The organism is Arenibacter sp. P308M17 (genome assembly GCF_003426735.1).
Classification (GTDB): Bacteria; Bacteroidota; Bacteroidia; order Flavobacteriales; family Flavobacteriaceae; genus Arenibacter.
On sequence record NZ_QVON01000012.1, the window covers coordinates 20,055 to 39,209 of the forward strand.

The following is a 19,155-nucleotide window of genomic DNA, read 5'->3' on the forward strand; positions in this document are numbered from 1 at the left end:
TAAAAACATTCTTGATAAGTTTCCAAAAACCGAACATTCATAACAAATATTAATCTTAATAGTGAGGTGTGGAATTTATTGTTGTAGGGGTGTTATATTATGTTGTGAAACGCATTAATTGCAGAGTAAAATTTTTTAGATTTCTCTTTGCTGAGCGATAATGAATACGAAAGAATTTACTTACATATCAAAAATTGAAGAATTGTGTCCGGGTGCCGACAATTGAAGTTCTTTCGGATCACTTCAAAATCTTATGATAATACACCACCGACCTGCTATTAACTTATCTGGCCAGGGGTTACCTTCATAATCCACATTTTATCGGTGTAAGTATCGTTAATTTTGGAGTAGTAGGAAACCAATGCATTGTTCCAGGATTCGTGTCTTTTTAGATAAACATAGCGGTAGTTATTTTCAGGATTGATGAAATAACTGGCGCTTAGCCCCTGGGCGTTCAACATTTTTACAAATCTATTGGCATTGTTTGCATTGGCAAACACATTGGCAATTATATAATATCCTGTTCCCAGATTATTTATCTTATAGACTTTGGCCGTAGGATCATTGGAGGTTACATTGTCCTTGACCACAACATTTTTCTGAAGTTTGTCCAGAGCATATTTTGATGATTTTTCCTTGATTTTATTTACGTTTTCCACATAGGCCTTATCTGTGTCCGAATATCGGGTATTGTCCACGTTCATAATCCACATATCTTTGGTATAGGTGCCATTAATGTTCGATTTATGGGCGGCCAGAGCCTCTTGCCAAGTATCATACCGTTCTAAATAAACATATTTAAGTCCATTATTGGAATTTTCGAAATAATCTGCCTTAACTCCTGTATTGGCAAGTTCCTCTACGAACTTATTTAGATATTTTTCGCCTTTATAGACATTGGCCACAACATAGTATCCTTCTGCTACTCCGTCCAGATTTCTGAATTTTCTACTCTTAATATTATTTTGTTGGGCTACTCTTGTAAACTCATCAGGTTCATGTTTTTCAGTACTTGTTTTTGGGGTGATTTTGGTTTCAACATCCTTAGTGGCTATTGCATCCTTCGCTTTGGCAACAGGATTTATAACGTTCGGTCTATTTTCATTGGCGCTGGGTTTGGAATTAGCGGTCAGCCCCCCGTTTTCATTGTTTACTAGGTACATCTTCTTGGCTTTCTCCTCAATGTCCGGACGCTTGCCCTGCGTTTCTTCGCGGACCATTTTCATTACCATTTCAAACCTGCGCTCCAAATCTTTTTGTCGGTTGGTTTCCGTTGAATCCTGACGGAACATTAATTCGGCCAATATGGCATCGTTCTCGGCCAGTGCCTTCTTCAGTTTATCAATTTCCAGTTCTTGTGCAGTAAGGGTATTCTCCTGTTCTTCTTCATTTTCCGCCAGTTCCTCATAGCCTTCTTCCAGCATTACGCGATCTTCTGTTAGGTTTGGGGTTATGGAATAGGCGAAAGATATTTCATGCGTTAATCCAAAATTGTCAAAATTGTTGGAAAGGCCTTTTTCCATCGTATAACCTAAGGAAAGCCTGCGGTTAATATTAAAACCAATACCGGCGGAAGCGCCATAGAAACTATCATACCCCCCTTGTAGCCAACCTAATTTAGGCAGATCCAGGATAAGGCTACCACCTAAGACGACCTCTTCGTTACCAATTTTTCGAACTCTTGCCAAAGGCATTAAGCGTCCTGCTTCAAAGATACCGGCACCATTTTCTAACTGATAGGTATATTGGAGGTGTCCTGAAAAGGTTTTGTCTCCAAATTCGGTAATTGTTTCACTGGTCTTTAGGTTGTAGTCGAACAGGTTTTCTGCGAAAATCCCAAAATCGAACTTCCCAAAGGAAATATTGAACCCAGGTTGAAAGGACAAAAGATTGGAATCCTGTAGCCCATTTAATGCCGGATCATTGGGATCCAGAGCATTGGCCCTGCCTCTATCGAATCCACTGTTGTAATAGGCGAGATTGGCACCAAAGGTAAAATTGCTTTTTTCACTTAGTTTAATGCCATAGGCGTAGTTGGCCAGAACGCCGTAGTTGGATATTAATCCTTCCCTTTGGGTGTATAAGCTAAGTCCCAAACCGCTGCGGTCATTGACACGTCCACTATAACTTAGGAAATAGTCTTGGTTGTTATCATTAAAGGATACCGATTGGTTTCTGTGTAATAGGTTTATATAAGATTTGTCTTCCCTTACAGTAGAAAATGTGGGATTAATAAGAAATCTATTGAATTTTAGGAGGTTCTGAGAAGGAACATCGTAAGAAACAAACGGACTTTCCTCCTGTCCGGTAACCTGGGATAGGCATAGTAAAAAAAATAATATATATAAATAAGTTTTCTTAAACATGGTGTATTAACGTATTACTGTAATAGTACCTTTCTTCAAGGTTTCCTTGGCATTTTTTATGGTATAATAAAAGACCATATTCTGTTTCGGGAATTTCATGGAAGCTTCGGGCCAATTATTCTTGTATTGATTCTGGCTAAGTACTTCTTCCCCTTTGTCGTTATAGATGATAACTGAAATGCTGGGGTCTTTAGTATAAGTATTGGGAATAATCCATTGATCGTTGTAGCCGTCCCCATTGACAGTGATTACATTTGGGATACCAAAAGTGTCTTGATATGAGGCCGAGAATGTTTTGGTAACCTCACAGTTGTCAATAGTGGCAGTTACCATATAACTGCCTTCCTGTGTAATGGAAACAGTATCCGAGTCGCTTAGCATAACATTGTTCTGGTCATACCATTTATAACTTGTTCCCCCACTGGCAGAGATAATTTTGCTGCCCCCTTCAGGAAATACTACTTCGTTATTGTTTGTGCTAAGTGCTATCAAGGAATCATCCAAAGTAGAAATAACGATTTCATTGGACCACAGATCGCAACCGTTTTTCTGTACTAATAGTTGATAGGAGCCTGGGGCGGTAACCGATAGTGATTCGTTCGAAGTATTTAAATTTACCCCATCTTTAAACCATTCAAAGCTTTCCCCCGTTAGTGTTGTGGTCGTAGTAATTTCTATGGCCTCAGCCGAGTTGCAGATTACCGTAGCAGTGGATGATAGGGTTAAGGTCTCGTTGGTCAATAAGCGCACAGCCAAGGCATTGGAGGTAGCGTTAAAACTGTCCAATGTACCTTTAACCTTATATTCCCCATTTTCATCGGTATCCGTTAAACTGATATTACTTCCATTGGCAGCCGGGATATCAACCCCGTCCCTTGTCCATTGGTAGGTGAAATTATTTTTTAAATCTGCGGTTACATCGGTTTTGGAACCATCGGATAGAACGGCGTTTATTGTGCTTATTTCTAAAGCCACACTCGTATTAATACAATCGGTATATTCTGTAGTGTAGTTGGTAATTAGTTCAAAGGAATCCGGGTGTACCACTTTGGTCGTTTCCGTGTTCTTGGTAGCAGCGGTACAGGCACCACCACTTAAGGTGACTGCGGCATAATAGTCGCCCACTGCATTTGCCGTATAGGTGCTGTTTGTGGCCCCAGGTATAATTGTGTTATCCTTATACCATTGGTAGCTTACCAATGCTGCATCGGAAGAAGCAGTTAAATTGGCAGTAGCCCCCGGTAGTATAACCAGGTTTGCCGGATTGTCTCTGGAAACGATAAAATTTCCGGCATTGGTAATGCTTACGGTGTTGGAAGTTTCTGTACAAATGCCATCTCCCTGAATTTTAACCGAATAGTCGCCTGGGAAATTGGCGTTATTGGTATCTATGGAATAGGTGTAGGCACCTAAGGTACTTGGTTGAACAATTGTGGCTCCTTTGTACCAGGTGTAGGCAAGGTCAGGATAATTCATGTTGGCTTCAAGGGGAGCATAACTTTGGCCTGAACACCATGCGGTTTCGGCAGGTTGGTGAAGTGCCAGACCTACGCTGGTCCCTATTTGAACCTCAATGGAGAGCGATTGGGTATTGGCAGATCCGGAACAGGTGCTACCGTAATCCAATTCCACAACATAGTAACCACTTTCTGAAACTTCAATGGAGGATCCGTTTCCACTACTGGTAAAGGGGGAAGTATTTCTGTACCAATTATACCGGTAGGTTTCTGCATTGGGTACATTATAGACTTCCAGGGTAGTTGTTCCTCCATTGCAAAGCTGTATTTTTTGTGCCGATGGAGTTCCGGTGTCGCCAAATTCCCTGATGGCCAGCGTGGAATTGAAGTCAAAATAATACATTTCAAAGGCATCTGAAACAGGACTTGTTTTGGCCGGACTGGTACTTCTAACCCTAAACCTGTAACTATCTCCTCTGGTATCCGTGGGCAGTGCAAACGAAAATTCAAAGTCGAAGTCCGAGTTTTTATCGGCTACGCGGGCCAATTCCTTGGGGCTGTCAAAAGCACCGGAGGCATTGGATAGTTCTAAAATAAATTCATTATCGCTGTTTACTGTAGGCAGCCAAGTGAAATTTATGTAGTATTCGTTAAAGGTGGCGGAGGCACAGGCAGCGGTCCAAACAGAATTGCCTGCCTCATTGGGGTTGTCCGCAGGAGTGGGTTTGTTCAAGGTCTGGGCTGAAATGTAGCTTGTACCCAACAGCATCAACGTGAGAACGAAAATTAGTAGGTTATTTTTTTTGTTCGTGTTCATGGGATGTTGTAGTTAGGGTTTACTACCGGCTTTATTGTTGATAATTATGAGATAACTTTTTTCAAGATTTGGCAATACATTGAATCACAAAGTATTCAACTACAAATATGTTATTTAAACGGTAGACAGGAAATTTAAAGTTGTAAGGGCATTTAAATCTGTTGTGAAACCCACTTTATTGTATGGTATATACAATTTATCGTAAGCTTTACCTGCATTTTACCTACATTTGCCCATCAAAAAAGAGAATATGAACGAAGCATTAAAATCCCTAAATTTTATAGAGCATATTGTTGAGGAGGATTTAGGGAACGGCTTTCCAAAAGACAAGCTGAGATTTAGATTTCCCCCTGAACCAAATGGCTATTTGCACATTGGGCATGCGAGTTCGATCTGCCTTAATTTCGGTTTGGGGTTGAGGTATGGGGCTCCCGTTAATTTACGTTTTGATGATACCAACCCTGCCAAGGAGGAACAGGAATATGTAGATGCCATTAAGGAAGACGTAAAATGGCTTGGTTACGAATGGGACAAGGAATGTTTTGCTTCGGATTACTTTCAACATTTATATGATTGGGCAATTGAAATGATAAAAATGGGCAAGGCCTATGTAGATAGTCAATCTTCTGCGGATATTGCTCTTCAAAAGGGAACCCCCACAGAGGCCGGTACCCCAAGTCCTTTCAGAAACCGTTCCGTAGAGGAAAATCTGCAGTTGTTCCAGGCAATGAGGGAAGGGAAGTTCAAGGAAGGTGAACATGTTTTAAGGGCAAAAGTGGATATGTCCTCTTCCAATATGTTGATGCGCGATCCCATAATGTACCGTATTCTGTACAGGGCACATCACCGTACAAATACCGATTGGTGTATTTATCCAATGTACGATTGGACACATGGAGAGAGCGACTATATCGAGCAAGTTTCGCATTCTTTGTGTACCTTGGAATTTGCTATGCATAGAGAGTTATACGATTGGTTTTTGGACCAGGTGGTAGACGAAAATAGGGTACGCCCTAAACAAAGGGAGTTTGCCAGAAGAAATTTTAGCCATACCGTAGTGAGCAAGCGCAAGTTGCTTCAATTGGTGGAGCAAGGTTTTGTAAATGGTTGGGACGATCCTAGAATGCCTACAATATCAGGACTGAGGAGAAGGGGCTACACCCCTGAATCCATCAGGCATTTTGCGGAAACTATAGGTATCGCCAAAAGGGAAAACGTAGTGGATGTTTCCTTACTGGAATTTCATGTTAGAGAGCATTTGAACAAGATTGCACCAAGGGTGATGGGCGTTTTAAACCCATTAAGGGTTGTATTGACCAATTACCCTGAGGGCCAGGAAGAATGGCTGGAAGCGGAAAATAATCCCGAAGACGAGTCGGCCGGCTTTAGAAAACTTCCAATATCCAGGGTGCTGTATATTGAAAAAGAGGATTTTATGGAAGAGGCAAATAGAAAATTCTTTAGGCTAAAACTAGGTGGCGAGGTGCGTTTAAAGAATGGATATATTATAAAGGCCGAGTCCTGCACTAAAGATACCGATGGGAATATTATTGAAGTGCAATGCACTTATGACCCTAAGAGCAAAAGCGGAAGCGGTACTGAAGAAAGTTTGAGAAAGGTAAAAGGAACTTTGCATTGGGTTTCCGAAAGGCATGCCCATAAGGCCGAAGTAAGGTTATATGATCGCCTTTTTACAGATGAAACACCAGATGCACATAAGGACAGGGATTTCTTGGAGTTTATTAATCCTGATTCCTTACAGATTATCCCGGCCTTTGTTGAACCAAGTTTGGCAGAGGCTAAAATTGGAGACCGATTTCAATTTCAGCGAATGGGATATTTTAATATTGATCCGGATAGTAAACCGGAGAAATTGGTTTTTAATAGAACGGTGGGTCTAAAGGATACCTGGGCCAAAATTCAGGATAAAAATTAATATAGATTAAGTTTATACATTGGTATACAGCAATTGGTATTTTCTATTAAAATTGAAGACCATAGCTCAGCTCTGCTATGGTTTTTTTATTGCTTAAGGTAATCCTATAACAATTGGTATTTTTAGAGCCTATAGGGCTTTTAATGCGTTTTTGGTTATAAAATTAGTCTTTGGGGGAGTTTGGATTAAAAGTTTGATGGATAGCGTTAATCCTTAGGCTTTACTTTTCCTAACTTTGAATTTTACACCCTTTGGTAAATTTCTGAACTGGAAATAGGAAGGGCGTAGTTTAATCTAAGAGTAGTAACTATAAATTAATAATTATGACAAACGATAGTGGAAATACTTTATTGGCCTTGTTGACCGGAGCGGCGATCGGTGCCGGAATAGGAATTTTGTATGCTCCCGACAAAGGGACCAAGACCAGGAAGAAGATCAAGAGAAAGGCCATGGAAACAACAGATGATATTACCAATAGGATATCGCATGCAAAGGAAGAACTGACCAAAACGGCAGAGGCCAAGAAAGTCGACTTTGAACATAAATTGGAAGAAACAATCTCCAATATGAGCTATAAGGCGGATGATATTATTACTGCCTTGGAAAAGAAGTTGGCCGATCTAAAGAATAAGAATGCAGCATTGCAAAAATAACAACAGCTAAATGGCCTTGGAAGAAATAAAGGAAAATCTTGCTGAAGTTGATAGCGATATTCGATCCTATTTAGAAAATACCGGGGAGTATTATAAGCTCCAAGGGTTTAAGATTGGAATGCGAAGCATAACTTCCTTTGCCAAGATGTTGATGTTGGGAAGTATAGCCTTACTCGCCTTATTTATGTTGTCCTTTGCAGCGGCATATGGAATTGGATTATGGTTGGAAAACACTTTTTTAGGATTTTTGTTTGTAGGGCTGTTTTATATTTTAGTTGGAATTATATTTTATTTATATAGAAATTTGTTGGACAGGCTTATGTTAAGGAAGTTTTCTGAATATTATTTTGATTGATGGTTTATGGAAAAGCATGTTTTTACATCATTTGATGAAATAGATCAAAAGTTGGCAATTTTAAAATTACAGAGGGAAATTGATAGGGAGCAATTGCGACTGCATGTGAACAGGACCAAGGCTAACTTTTACCCCACTAATTTATTGGGGGGTGTAGGCGGTATAGCCCAAAAATTGATTATTTCCTTTGTGGCAAAGAAAATATTGAAAAGGTTTAGTTAATTTCCCCTAATTTTAGGCTATTTTAAAATCCTTTTACAATTTGTAGTAAACAAATTGTAAAAGGGTTTTGATTGAGAAGATTTGTTGGACTATTTGGAATCCTTCTTTTTATTTTGGGTCTTCATGGATTCCCCTATCATATTACTTGCGGTAAAGGAGGCCACCATGTTATTTAGCATATCGCTTCCTGCCTGAGGCGAATTGGGCAATAGTATTAAATTGGTGTTGGTTGCTTCCCCTATAGACTGTAGGGTGTCATAATGTTGTGTAACCACAATTAGGGCCGAGGCTTCCTGGGAGTTTATGCCCACTTTGTTCAATACCTCTACGGATTCCTCAAGGCCACGTGCAATTTCCCTACGTTGATCGGCAATACCTTGTCCCTGTAGTCGTTTGCTTTCAGCTTCCGCCTTTGCCTTTTCAACGATAAGGATACGGGCGGCATCCCCTTCAAACTGTGCGGCAATTTTTTCTCTTTCCGAGGCATTAATGCGGTTCATGGCTTCTTTTACCTGTGCATCCGGGTCAATGTCCGTTACCAAGGTTTTAATAATATCATAGCCGTAATCCAACATGGCATCTTGAAGTTCGGTTTTTACCGCAATGGCTATATCATCTTTTTTTACGAAAACATCGTCCAGCTTCATTTTAGGAACTTCGGCACGGACAACATCGAAAACGTAGGAGGTTATTTGATCATGGGGGTATTCCAATTGATAAAATGCTTCGTACACTTTGTCCTTTAGGACAACATATTGAACGGATATTTTAAGCTTTACAAAAACATCGTCCAGTGTCTTCGTCTCAACAATTACATCCAATTGTTGAATTTTAAGCCCTACACGGGCAACGATACGATCTACCAATGGAATTTTCATTTGCAGACCGGATGTTCTTACGCTATTGAATTTGCCAAAGCGCTCGATAATAACAGCAGTTTGCTGTTTTACCGTAAAAAAGGAGGAAAAAAGAATAATAAAACCGAAAAGTAATATCGGAATAAGTAAGAAAGAACCCATGATTTAGTGTTTAAAATTAGTTAATGAAAGTACAAAAGTCTGGGTAGATTTGTCGCAATTTTGGGAAATATGTTATAAAATCAATCTTTTACAACAAAAATACGAACTGCCTAATGGGTCTTTTAATATGGGGCATTCTCGCTTACTACCTAGTTTATAGGGCAGCAATGGCCGTTTTTATTCTGTTGATACAATCTTTCCTACCTATTAATGACATAATATCGAAAATATGTGGCCCTTTCATCTCTCCAACAATCACCAAGCGTAAAGGGGGCATGACTTTTCCAAAGGATAGCCCATTTTCCGAAATCCATTGTTTTACCTGCGTTTCCAGGTTTTCCGATGCAAAGTCTTCCGTACCTTCCAAGAATGCTGCTATTTTGCCCATAATACTGGGAGAGTCCTCCTTCCATTGCTTTTTAACTGCTTTTTCATCATAAGCGGTCGGAGCAATAAAGAAGTAATTTCCCAATTCCCAAAAATCGTTTACAAAAGTAGCCCGCTCCTTGATTAAGCGGACTACCTGTATTACGTAATGTGCATTATCTCTGTCCTTTGGCAAATCCACTCCCTTGGCTGTTAAGATCTGCAAAAAACTATTGGCAAGTTCGGTATTGTCCCGCGTCTGCATGTAGTGCTGATTGTACCATTTTGTTTTGTCCGGATCAAAACGTGCTCCTGATTTGTTTACCCTTTCCAGGCTGAAAGCGGCAACCAGTTCCTCCAAAGAAAATATTTCCTGTTCCGTACCCGGATTCCAGCCCAGCAGTGCCAAAAAATTGATAACGGCTTCCGGAAAATATCCTGCCTCCCTGTAGCCTATAGATTCCTTCCAGGTAAAGGGAAAAACCGGAAATCCCATTTTCTCTCCATCCCTTTTGCTTAATTTTCCTTTGCCCACTGGCTTCATTATTAGGGGCAAATGGGCGAATTTTGGCGATTCCCATCCAAAGGCATCGTAGAGTTGTTGGTGAAGGGCCAAAGAGGGCAACCATTCCTCCCCACGGATCACATGGGTAATATCCATTAAATGATCATCAACAATATTGGCCAAATGGTAGGTAGGCATACCATCGCTCTTAAACAAAACCTTGTCGTCCAAAGTATTGGTATCTATTTTAATTTCGCCCCGTATGATATCGGTCAGGTGTAATTCGGTGTTTTGAGGAGTTTTAAAACGTATAACAAATTCTTGCCCGGCCTGCAGTTTTGCATTTGTTTCTTCTGGGGTCAGGGATAAAGAGTTGGAAAGCTTTAACCTGTTGTGATGGTTGTATATAAAGGTTTTACCTTTTTCTTCATGGTCTTTTCTATGAAAATCCAAATTTTCACTGGTATCAAAGGCGTAGTAAGCATGACCCTTGTAAATAAGGGTATCCGCATATTTTTTGTATAGCTCCTTTCTATCGCTTTGTCTGTACGGGCCATAACCTCCATCTTTTCCTGGACCTTCATCATAAGGGATGTTACACCAATTTAGGGCGTCTATCATATATTGTTCTGCACCTTCTACATACCGATTTTGGTCCGTATCCTCAATTCTTAAAATAAAATCGCCCTGATGCTTTTTGGCGAACAAATAATTGAATAAGGCGGTTCTAACACCTCCTATATGTAGGGGTCCTGTTGGACTTGGAGCAAAGCGGACTCTTACTTTCTTGGTCATGAAGAATTATTTTTGCACAAAGATACATAAAGCGTTCTATTTTGTTATTGGGTTCGGAGTGCTTTGGGAAAAGTGTGGTGACCTGTAAAAAAGCCAACTAATTTCCACTCTTTTTTCTTTGTACTTCGTTAAATTTTCATCGTAGCCATTGCTATGCTATCAATTTTTTCCTAATCCAAACAAGAAATAGAAGAAATATTTTAATCATCTTTCTTTCGGATCAACGCACTAGAGTGCTTTTTCGTACCTTGGTTATAAAATGGGTTATTTTGGATAATTATAGTACTATTTTAGAAAAGTTGAATGCCTTTATTGCAAAGTTCTATACCAAGATGTTGCTTAAGGGTGTGATACTTTTTGTGACCTTGGGGTTGCTTTTCTTTTTAGTAATCTTGGGAATAGAATATTTTCTTTGGTTGAATTCTCTAGGGAGGTTGGTTCTATTGATTCTGTTTGTTGGAGTGGAACTGTTCTTTTTGTGGAAATATATTATTACCCCATTGTTCTTTTTGTTTAGATGGAGACGTGGTTTAACCAACAAGGAGGCTTCCTTGCTGATCGGCAAGCATTTTGCTGGGGTGGACGATAAGCTTTTTAATCTTTTGGAATTGGCCGAATGTTCTCATAAGTCCGAATTGTTGTTGGCCAGTATACAACAAAGATCTACCGACTTGAGTATGGTGCCTTTTGTCAATGCCATTGATTTTAAGGATAGTATACGGTATACCAAATTTTTATTGATTCCTTTTTTTATAGTTGGGTTAATTTGGCTTGCTGGTGATGTGGTGTCCTATTTTAGTTCCTATCAAAGGGTGGTGAATTACGATTTGGCATACGAGCCGCCGGCACCTTTTACCTTTAAGGTGTTTTCTACTACTTTGGACGTTCTTGAGGGTGAATCTCTGACTGTTTCCGTGACCACTGAAGGGCGGATAAAGCCCGAATCGATTTCTATAGTGGTCAATGGGAAAGAGCTTCTATTGCAGACCAAGGACGGTTTTTTCCAATACATGTTTAATCCTCCCATTGAGAGCTCGGCTTTTTATTTTGTTGCCAATGGGTTTAGGTCAAAGGAGTATTATTTAAATGTTCTATCTGCTCCTAGTATTCTTGATTTTAATATGGTGTTGGATTATCCTGATTATACTTTTAAGCAGGATGAGGTGATATTGAGTACCGGAAATGCAGTTTTTCCTGAAGGCACAAGGGTTTCATGGAAGATACGGACCAAATCAACCGATAATGTGGTTTTTCAGGTTGAAGATAGTATAACGGATTTTAGTAGTTCGGGCGATGTATTTACTTTTGACAAGCGGGTTTTTTCAGATCTTGATTATGAATTGTCCATTTCCAACGGCAACGCCAAGAATTATGAACGTTTGGGATATCGTTTTGAAGTGGTTAAAGATGCTTATCCAACTTTACAGGTAGATCAGGTCTTGGATTCCTTAAATCCGAATTTGTCCTATTTTGTGGGCGAAGCTACCGATGATTATCAATTGAGTACGGTTAGATTGATTTATTACCAAAAAGAGCAAGACAACAAAAAGGTTTTGGTCCTCTCCAATCCGAATGCGAATTATGATAAATTTTATTACACTTTTCCATCTGGTTTGGATTTGGAAGAGGGTAAGGAATATGTTTATTATTTTGAGGTAATGGATAATGATGCTATCCACAATGGTAAAGTTACCAAAAGCCAAATTTTTAGCACCTCTATTTTAAATGATAAACAACTGAAAAAGAGGGAGTTGGTTTATCAAAGATCGATTCTTGAGAATCTGGATAGGTCATTGGAGATGTCAAAAGAACAACAGGAGAGATTAAAGGAAATTAGCAGAAAAGAAAGGGAAAATAGTATACTTAGTTTTTCGGATCAAATTAAAGTTAAGGATTTTTTGAGGCAGCAGGAAGTGCAAGAGGATTTGATGAAAAAGTTTAGTGGTCAATTGAAGGATAATCTTAAGAAATTAGTAGAGGACAGTACATTAAAAAAATTACTTGGGGAACGGTTGGAGAGACAGGAATTAGATGCTAGGAAGAATGAGAAGTTGTTAGAAGAGTTAAATGAATTGGCCCAGAAATTGGACAAAGATGAATTGGCCAAACGCTTGGATGAACTAGGAAAGAAACAAAAGAATGCAGATCGTAACCTTGTACAGTTGTTGGAACTCACTAAAAGGTATTATGTACAGCAAAAGGCCAAGCAGTTAGGCGAGGATTTGGACATTTTGTCCAAAGAACAGGAGGTTTTGGCAGAGAAGGAATTGGAATCTAACCTTGAACTAAAGGAACAGGATAGCTTGAGATCTCAATTTGAGGAGATAAGTAAGGAGGTTGAGGAATTGTTGAAGGATATTTCTAGCCTAAGGAAGCCATTGGATTTAAAGCTTGATATTGGCAAGGTTGAGGACGTAAAGAAAGACCAAAAGGATGTTATGGAAGAATTGGATAGGCACACAGGTAGTGATAGATCTTCTTCTGATAGAGTTAGGTCTAAACAAAAGTCTGCTGCTAAGAAGATGAAGGAACTTTCCGTAGATTTGTTGTCTGCCGCGTCTGGTGGTGGTGGTGGTTCTACTGCAGAAGACGCTGAGATGTTAAGGCAGTTGTTGGACAATTTAATTACATTCTCTTTTAAGCAGGAGGCTTTGTATAAGAGTTTAGGGCAGACAGAATTGTCCGGTACTGTAAATAGTGCCGGTATTATAAAGCAGCAAGAGCTAAGGGATTTGTTCAAGCATGTAGATGATAGTTTGTTTGCCCTATCCTTAAGGCAAGCCGAACTTTCAGAATTCGTCAACGAACAAATTACTGAAGTGTATTATAATGTGGATAAGGCCTTGGAGAGTATGGCCGAGAGTGAAATTTACCAAGGGGCTTCCTATCAGAAGTATGTGTTGAACGCCTCCAATAGCCTTAGCGATTTTTTGGCCAATGTTTTGGAGAATTTACAACAAAGTATGAGTCCCAGTAAGGGCCAAGGTGAGGGAGAAAGTTTTCAATTGCCAGATATTATTTTAGGACAGGAGAAGTTGGGCGAGAAATTGGGGGAATTGGGAAAGAAAGGCTCTGAAGGAAATAGTTCCGGTGAGGGAGAGAATGGAAAGGGTCAGGGAGAAAGGTCAGGTGAGAATAGTGGTCAAGGTAGCGCGGGCAAGGGTAAAGAAGGTAAAAATGGAGAGAATGGTCTCGGAGGCAATACTAAGGGTGCTAAAGAGGGTAAAGGATCCAATACTGTGAAAGATGGAGGAAATGGAAGCGAGGGTGGCTCAGGGGGCAATCAATTAGGCCCTAGCGAGGAAGAACTCAATGAAATTTATCAAATTTATAAGGAACAGCAATGGTTACGGGAAAGGCTGGAAGACCAATTGAATAATTTGATAAATAACGATGATCGTAAGCTGGGAGAGAAATTGGCACAGCAGATGGAGGATTTCCAGAACGATTTATTGAGAAATGGAGTTACCCAACAGACCATAAATAAAATGAACAATATTAACCGGGAAATGTTAAAGTTGGATAATGCCGCTTTAAAACAGGGAAAGACCAAAGAAAGGGAGAGTAATAGCGTTATGGATTCGTTTAAGAACCCTATTCTTACTAGGCCCTCTATATTGGATAATTATCGTAATGATGTTGAGATTTTAAATAGACAAGCATTACCTTTGCATCAAAATTTTCAGATCAAGGTTAAGGATTATTTTAAAATGGATGATTGATTTTCACTACGAGACGTATTTTGAGTTAGGCGATGAAACCAAGTATGCCGATTGGATTAGTAGGATAGTTGTTTCAGAGGGTTTCGACTGCGATCAATTGGACTATATTTTTTGCGATGATGAGTATCTCCTAAAGATAAACCAGGACTATCTTGATCATGACACTTATACTGATATTATTACTTTTCCTTATGGGGACCTTAACGTAATTGCTGGGGATATCTTTATATCCGTAGAGCGGGTGAAGGAGAATGCCGTCAATTTCAGGGTTGATTTTGAACTCGAATTAAAAAGGGTTATGGCGCATGGGGTACTCCACCTTTTAGGGTATGGCGACAAGAGTGAAGAAGAGGTCTTGCAAATGAGGTTAAAGGAAGATGAAAAAATTAAATTGTTCCACGTGGAACATTGAAAATTATGTTTGATAAGGAATATGATGTTATAGTTGTTGGGGCTGGACATGCCGGAGCGGAAGCCGCCGCCGCCGCCGCCAATTTGGGTTCTAAGACCTTATTGGTTACGATGAACTTACAGACCATCGGGCAGATGTCCTGTAATCCTGCAATGGGCGGAATTGCCAAAGGACAGATTGTTCGGGAAATTGATGCTTTGGGAGGGTATAGTGGTATTGTAAGCGATAAGAGCGCCATACAATTTAAGATGCTTAATAAAAGCAAGGGCCCTGCTATGTGGAGTCCTAGGACCCAAAATGACAGAATGCGTTTTGCTGAGGAATGGCGTATGGCTTTGGAGAATACTCCAAATGTGGATTTTTATCAGGAAATGGTGTCCAGTCTTTTGGTAGAGAATGGTTGCGCTGTGGGTGTGAAGACCTCTCTAGGTTTAGAAATAAGATCTAAATCAGTTGTCCTTACTAACGGTACATTTTTAAATGGTTTGATCCACATCGGGGACAAGCAGTTTGGCGGTGGTAGAGCAGGGGAAAAGGCAGCTACTGGCATTACGGAGCAATTAGTAGATTTGGGTTTTGATAGTGGTAGAATGAAGACTGGTACGCCACCCAGGGTGGATGGTCGGTCCTTGGATTATTCTGTGATGATTCCACAACCTGGTGATGAGGCACCTGAGAAATTTTCTTATATGAACACTAAGGCGTTGACTCATCAAAGGGATTGTTATATGACCCATACTAGTCTTTTGGTGCACGATTTGCTCAGGGAAGGTTTTGATCGTTCGCCTATGTTCAATGGCAGGATTAAAAGTTTGGGCCCTAGGTATTGTCCTTCTATCGAAGATAAGATCAATAGGTTTGCGGATAAAGATAGCCATCAACTTTTTGTTGAGCCAGAGGGCTGGAATACTGTGGAGGTATATGTTAATGGATTTTCTACTTCCCTGCCAGAGGACGTTCAATACAAGGCTTTAAAATCCGTAAAAGGTTTTGAAAATGTGAAGTTTTTTAGACCGGGATATGCCATCGAGTACGATTATTTTCCTCCTACACAATTAAAACATACTTTAGAGACCAAATTAATAGAGAATCTTTATTTTGCCGGACAGATCAATGGGACAACAGGTTATGAGGAGGCGGCCTCACAGGGGCTCATGGCGGGAATAAATGCCCATTTAAAAATAAATGAAAAAGTCCCTTTTATATTAAATAGGGATGAGGCCTATATTGGGGTTTTGGTGGATGATCTCATTACAAAGGGCACGGAGGAGCCTTATAGAATGTTTACTTCTAGAGCGGAGTACAGGACGCTTTTAAGGCAGGATAATGCCGATTTAAGGCTTACGCCCAAGAGCTTTGAAATAGGACTGGCCAAGAAAGATAGATTGGAAAAGATGGAGGAGAAGGAACGAAAATCGAATGCTTTTGTGGATTTCTTCAGGGAAACCAGTTTCAGGCCCGAAGATATCAACCCTATACTGGAGAGCGTTGATTCCTCTAAAGTTAGGCAACCGGACAAAATGTTTAAAGTGTTTTCCAGACCTAGGGTAACCATGCATCATATGTTGCAATTGGAGGAGGTTTCTGCCTTTGTTGCGCAGAATAATTTGGATAGGGAAATTTTGGAGCAGGCAGAAATTCAAGTCAAATATTCCGGGTATATTGCTAAAGAAAAGAATAATGCCGATAAGCTTCAGCGACTGGAGAATATTAAAATTCCTAAAGATTTTGATTATACTAAGCTTAAATCCCTTTCCTATGAGGCACGTGAAAAGTTGAAGTCAATACAGCCTGTAACTATTTCCCAAGCTTCTAGAATCAGCGGGGTTTCTCCTAGCGATATTAGCGTTTTACTGGTCTATATGGGGCGTTAAATTCATATGTTCCACGTGGAACATTAGTAGTATAGTGTTTTTATTTTAAAAGTATTTAAAGGCTCCTAAGTTTATAAAAGCTGTCTGCATGTTTATATCTGCAGACAGCTTTTTTGTTGGGTGGATTTTGAATAGATCTTAATCGATAAATGTAATAGTGAATTTTATACCCAAAAAATCCTCTAGGTATGATTATTGCGATTATTCAGGTTTTCCGATTCTCAATTTTACTATAAAAATAATAGCCCGGGGTTGTAAATTTTTAGGGGTTGTACTTGTAAATGGAATCGTTTTCTATACATAAAAATGGATTCAAGGGTTATATTAATATGATTCCAGTTAAAGAGGAATTAATATAAATGGAATTGTTTTCTAATCTTAGGGCAGTTAATGCATCTAAGTATATTTTAAATTCAGGTGCATTAATTTTGAGTATAATGATTGTTATAGGTTGCTAGTACTTAGCCTATTTTAATGGCAAGGGTAGGGTAGTTGTTAAAACTAAAATCTTCCTGTTGATTCACTTTCATAGACTTGTGTTTTAAAGTATCTTCGTAGTTTCTGAAAATTATTATTATCCGTTTATCAAAGCATGAAAGTTTATTTGGAAACCAAGGATTATACGCTCACAGGAGAGGCGTTTAAATTATTGCACGATCCTGTTTTAGATATGTTGGTCACGGAACCACAACCTGTGAATCTTGGGAAGTATTATGAAAGTGAGGATTATATTTCCCATACGGATGCACGGAAGTCCTTGGTGGATAAAATGTATCATGCCGTAAAACGCTACAATCTAAAAGGCAAGTTGTCCCTAATCGATTCTTATGCCACAGCGGATAAATTACTTTTGGATGTTGGTGCCGGTACTGGAGATTTTTTAGCTATAACTAAAAATTGTGGTTGGGAAGTTACGGGTGTAGAACCTAACGAACTGGCCAGACAGAAGGCAAAGGTAAAGGATGTAACTCTTTTGAATGATTTAAAGGCTATTCCAAGAGGTCAGAAGTTTGGGGTAATTACCCTATGGCATGTGCTGGAGCATTTACCGGATCTTGAATCCCAGATAGCCAAATTGGTCGGACTCCTAACCGATAATGGAACTTTGGTTGTGGCGGTTCCCAATTTTAAATCCTATGATGCCAATTACTATAAGGAATATTGGGCCGCTTTTGATGTACCCAGGCATCTATGGCATTTTTCGCAAAAGAGTGTTCAGGGCATCTTTGAAAAATATGGAATGAAAGTGGTGAAGACCAAGCCTATGATTTTTGACGCCTTTTATGTCGCCCTGTTGTCGGAGAAACATAAGAACGGAAAACAAAATTTTATCAACGCTTTTTGGATTGGGCTAATGTCCAATATTCGGGCTTTGTGGTCCAAGGAGTATTCTTCCTTAATTTATATAATAAAAAGGAGTTAATCCTTGTTTTAAGATTTTCTAAGAGGGTTTCATTATCAGGTTGAGGTTGCACATTAAACATTTTCTAAAAGCTTCATTATGGCACTTTAAATACGATATTAATTATAGATTATATCAATTTTGATATGTTTTATAATCAGTTTTATCTATTTTATATATTCTTCTTTTTACTATTGTTCATATTGGGATTTTGAGAGGCTCAAAATTTATAATAGCCGGCTATTGGAATAATAATAATTTTTCTATTATTCTAAAAAAGCTTTTCTATTTTTGCCCAAATTTAAACTAGAGAGAAAATGAAAAAATTAGTTTTGGGGTTGGTATTTACAGGATTAATATCTTGCCAACAAGAAAAAATAGCTTTTGTGGATAATGTGAAGTTAATGGAGACGTATCAGGAGAAAGTGGACATTGAGGCTAAGTTTAAAACAAGAACAGAAGCTTTTGGAAAAAAAAGGGACAGTATATCCCAAGCTTTTCAAATGGAGGCCCAGGCTTTTCAAGCCAAGGCGCAAAGTATGGCTCAGGCAAAAGCTCAAGAAGAGTATGGGCAGTTACAGCAACGTAGTCAGTCTATAGGACAACAACTGCAACAGGAAGAGCAGCAATTGCAGATGCAGGGGCAAACAGAAATGGATAGCCTGGTATCTAGGGTAAAAAAGCAGATCAAGGCCTATGGGGAATCAAATGGGTATTCCTTTATTTTGACCGGTGGGGACGGGGGTAGTGTTTTATATGGCAAAGAGACACATAATGTAACCGATGCCATCGTTAAAATTTTAAACGATAACTATAAGAAATAGATCAATAAGTTCCTTATTTTTATAGATGTATTTAAAACCTTCGGAACAACCTTCGAAGGTTTTTTGTTTTCAGTAATAGGGGATGTTTTCCTTATACACCATTTTCCCAATCCTTATTACCATTCTAGTTATTACAGGGCTACTGTTTGTGTTTGATCAGCAAGGTTTTTATTTAGGGGATACGCTTTTTGTAAATAGACTTCTTCATAGTTTTATAATTATAAAAATTTAAACCTTCCGAATTAGGATATTATATTTTGAATTACTGAACAATCGCAAAAAGAATATACAATTGCATATTGAATTTAGCGCAAACACAAGCCGGAATTATTAAGCAATCGCTTCTTGGGCAAAATAGGCATGGTATCTAAATCCACTCGCATTTCCTCTAGTTATATGTGGAAGGCCTATATATATTATCACTTGAATT

Annotated in this window: 13 protein-coding genes; 9 read left to right on the plus strand and 4 right to left on the minus strand. The window is 39.2% G+C overall.

The features are described 5' to 3' along the window. Window positions 1–278: 278 nt before the first annotated feature. Complete coding sequence (locus tag D0S24_RS20100) at window positions 279–2,366, minus strand: type IX secretion system membrane protein PorP/SprF (protein WP_117021629.1); 2,088 nt, start codon at window positions 2,364–2,366, stop codon at window positions 279–281. Between the two features lie 6 nt (window positions 2,367–2,372). After that, the gene (locus D0S24_RS20105; RefSeq protein WP_251795848.1) at window positions 2,373–4,640 is read right to left on the minus strand and encodes a gliding motility-associated C-terminal domain-containing protein; all 2,268 of its coding nucleotides are present in this window, start codon (window positions 4,638–4,640) and stop codon (window positions 2,373–2,375) included. A gap of 250 nt (window positions 4,641–4,890) precedes the next feature. On the opposite strand from D0S24_RS20105, the gene D0S24_RS20110 reads away from it, so the two are divergent. From D0S24_RS20110 to D0S24_RS20125, 4 genes are all read left to right on the plus strand, one after another. Next, entirely contained in the window at window positions 4,891–6,576 is a 1,686-nt protein-coding gene (locus tag D0S24_RS20110; RefSeq protein WP_117021631.1) for a glutamine--tRNA ligase/YqeY domain fusion protein, read from the plus strand. 323 nt (window positions 6,577–6,899) lie between these two features. Then, window positions 6,900–7,229, plus strand: a complete 330-nt coding sequence (locus D0S24_RS20115; protein WP_117021632.1) for a YtxH domain-containing protein — start codon at window positions 6,900–6,902, stop codon at window positions 7,227–7,229. 10 nt (window positions 7,230–7,239) lie between these two features. Then, window positions 7,240–7,584: a phage holin family protein gene (locus tag D0S24_RS20120; protein ID WP_117021633.1), complete on the plus strand. Its 345-nt coding sequence runs from the start codon at window positions 7,240–7,242 to the stop codon at window positions 7,582–7,584. Between the two features lie 6 nt (window positions 7,585–7,590). After that, window positions 7,591–7,806: a DUF6327 family protein gene (locus D0S24_RS20125; protein ID WP_117021634.1), complete on the plus strand. Its 216-nt coding sequence runs from the start codon at window positions 7,591–7,593 to the stop codon at window positions 7,804–7,806. Window positions 7,807–7,895: 89 nt separating this feature from the next. Here the strand turns inward: D0S24_RS20125 and D0S24_RS20130 are convergent, their stop codons facing one another. Beyond that, window positions 7,896–8,825, minus strand: a complete 930-nt coding sequence (locus D0S24_RS20130; protein ID WP_117021635.1) for an SPFH domain-containing protein — start codon at window positions 8,823–8,825, stop codon at window positions 7,896–7,898. Between the two features lie 154 nt (window positions 8,826–8,979). After that, window positions 8,980–10,491 carry a glutamate--tRNA ligase gene (gene gltX, locus D0S24_RS20135; protein WP_117021636.1) on the minus strand — a complete coding sequence of 504 codons (1,512 nt, stop codon included), beginning with the start codon at window positions 10,489–10,491 and terminating at the stop codon, window positions 8,980–8,982. Window positions 10,492–10,760: 269 nt separating this feature from the next. On the opposite strand from gltX, the gene D0S24_RS20140 reads away from it, so the two are divergent. From D0S24_RS20140 to D0S24_RS20160, 5 genes are all read left to right on the plus strand, one after another. After that, window positions 10,761–14,213 carry a hypothetical protein gene (locus tag D0S24_RS20140; protein WP_117021657.1) on the plus strand — a complete coding sequence of 1,151 codons (3,453 nt, stop codon included), beginning with the start codon at window positions 10,761–10,763 and terminating at the stop codon, window positions 14,211–14,213. Continuing rightward, complete coding sequence (gene ybeY / locus D0S24_RS20145) at window positions 14,206–14,625, plus strand: rRNA maturation RNase YbeY (RefSeq protein ID WP_117021637.1); 420 nt, start codon at window positions 14,206–14,208, stop codon at window positions 14,623–14,625. The genes D0S24_RS20140 and ybeY overlap by 8 nt, the downstream gene beginning before the upstream one ends. Window positions 14,626–14,630: 5 nt before the next feature. Continuing rightward, on the plus strand, window positions 14,631–16,499 hold the full coding sequence (mnmG, locus tag D0S24_RS20150) for a tRNA uridine-5-carboxymethylaminomethyl(34) synthesis enzyme MnmG (protein WP_117021638.1): 1,869 nt from the start codon (window positions 14,631–14,633) through the stop codon (window positions 16,497–16,499). A gap of 592 nt (window positions 16,500–17,091) precedes the next feature. Then, complete coding sequence (locus D0S24_RS20155) at window positions 17,092–17,922, plus strand: bifunctional 2-polyprenyl-6-hydroxyphenol methylase/3-demethylubiquinol 3-O-methyltransferase UbiG (protein ID WP_117021639.1); 831 nt, start codon at window positions 17,092–17,094, stop codon at window positions 17,920–17,922. A gap of 296 nt (window positions 17,923–18,218) precedes the next feature. Next, window positions 18,219–18,725 (plus strand): OmpH family outer membrane protein, encoded by a 507-nt coding sequence (locus D0S24_RS20160; RefSeq protein ID WP_117021640.1) that lies wholly within the window; start codon window positions 18,219–18,221, stop codon window positions 18,723–18,725. The last annotated feature ends 430 nt before the right edge of the window (window positions 18,726–19,155 follow it).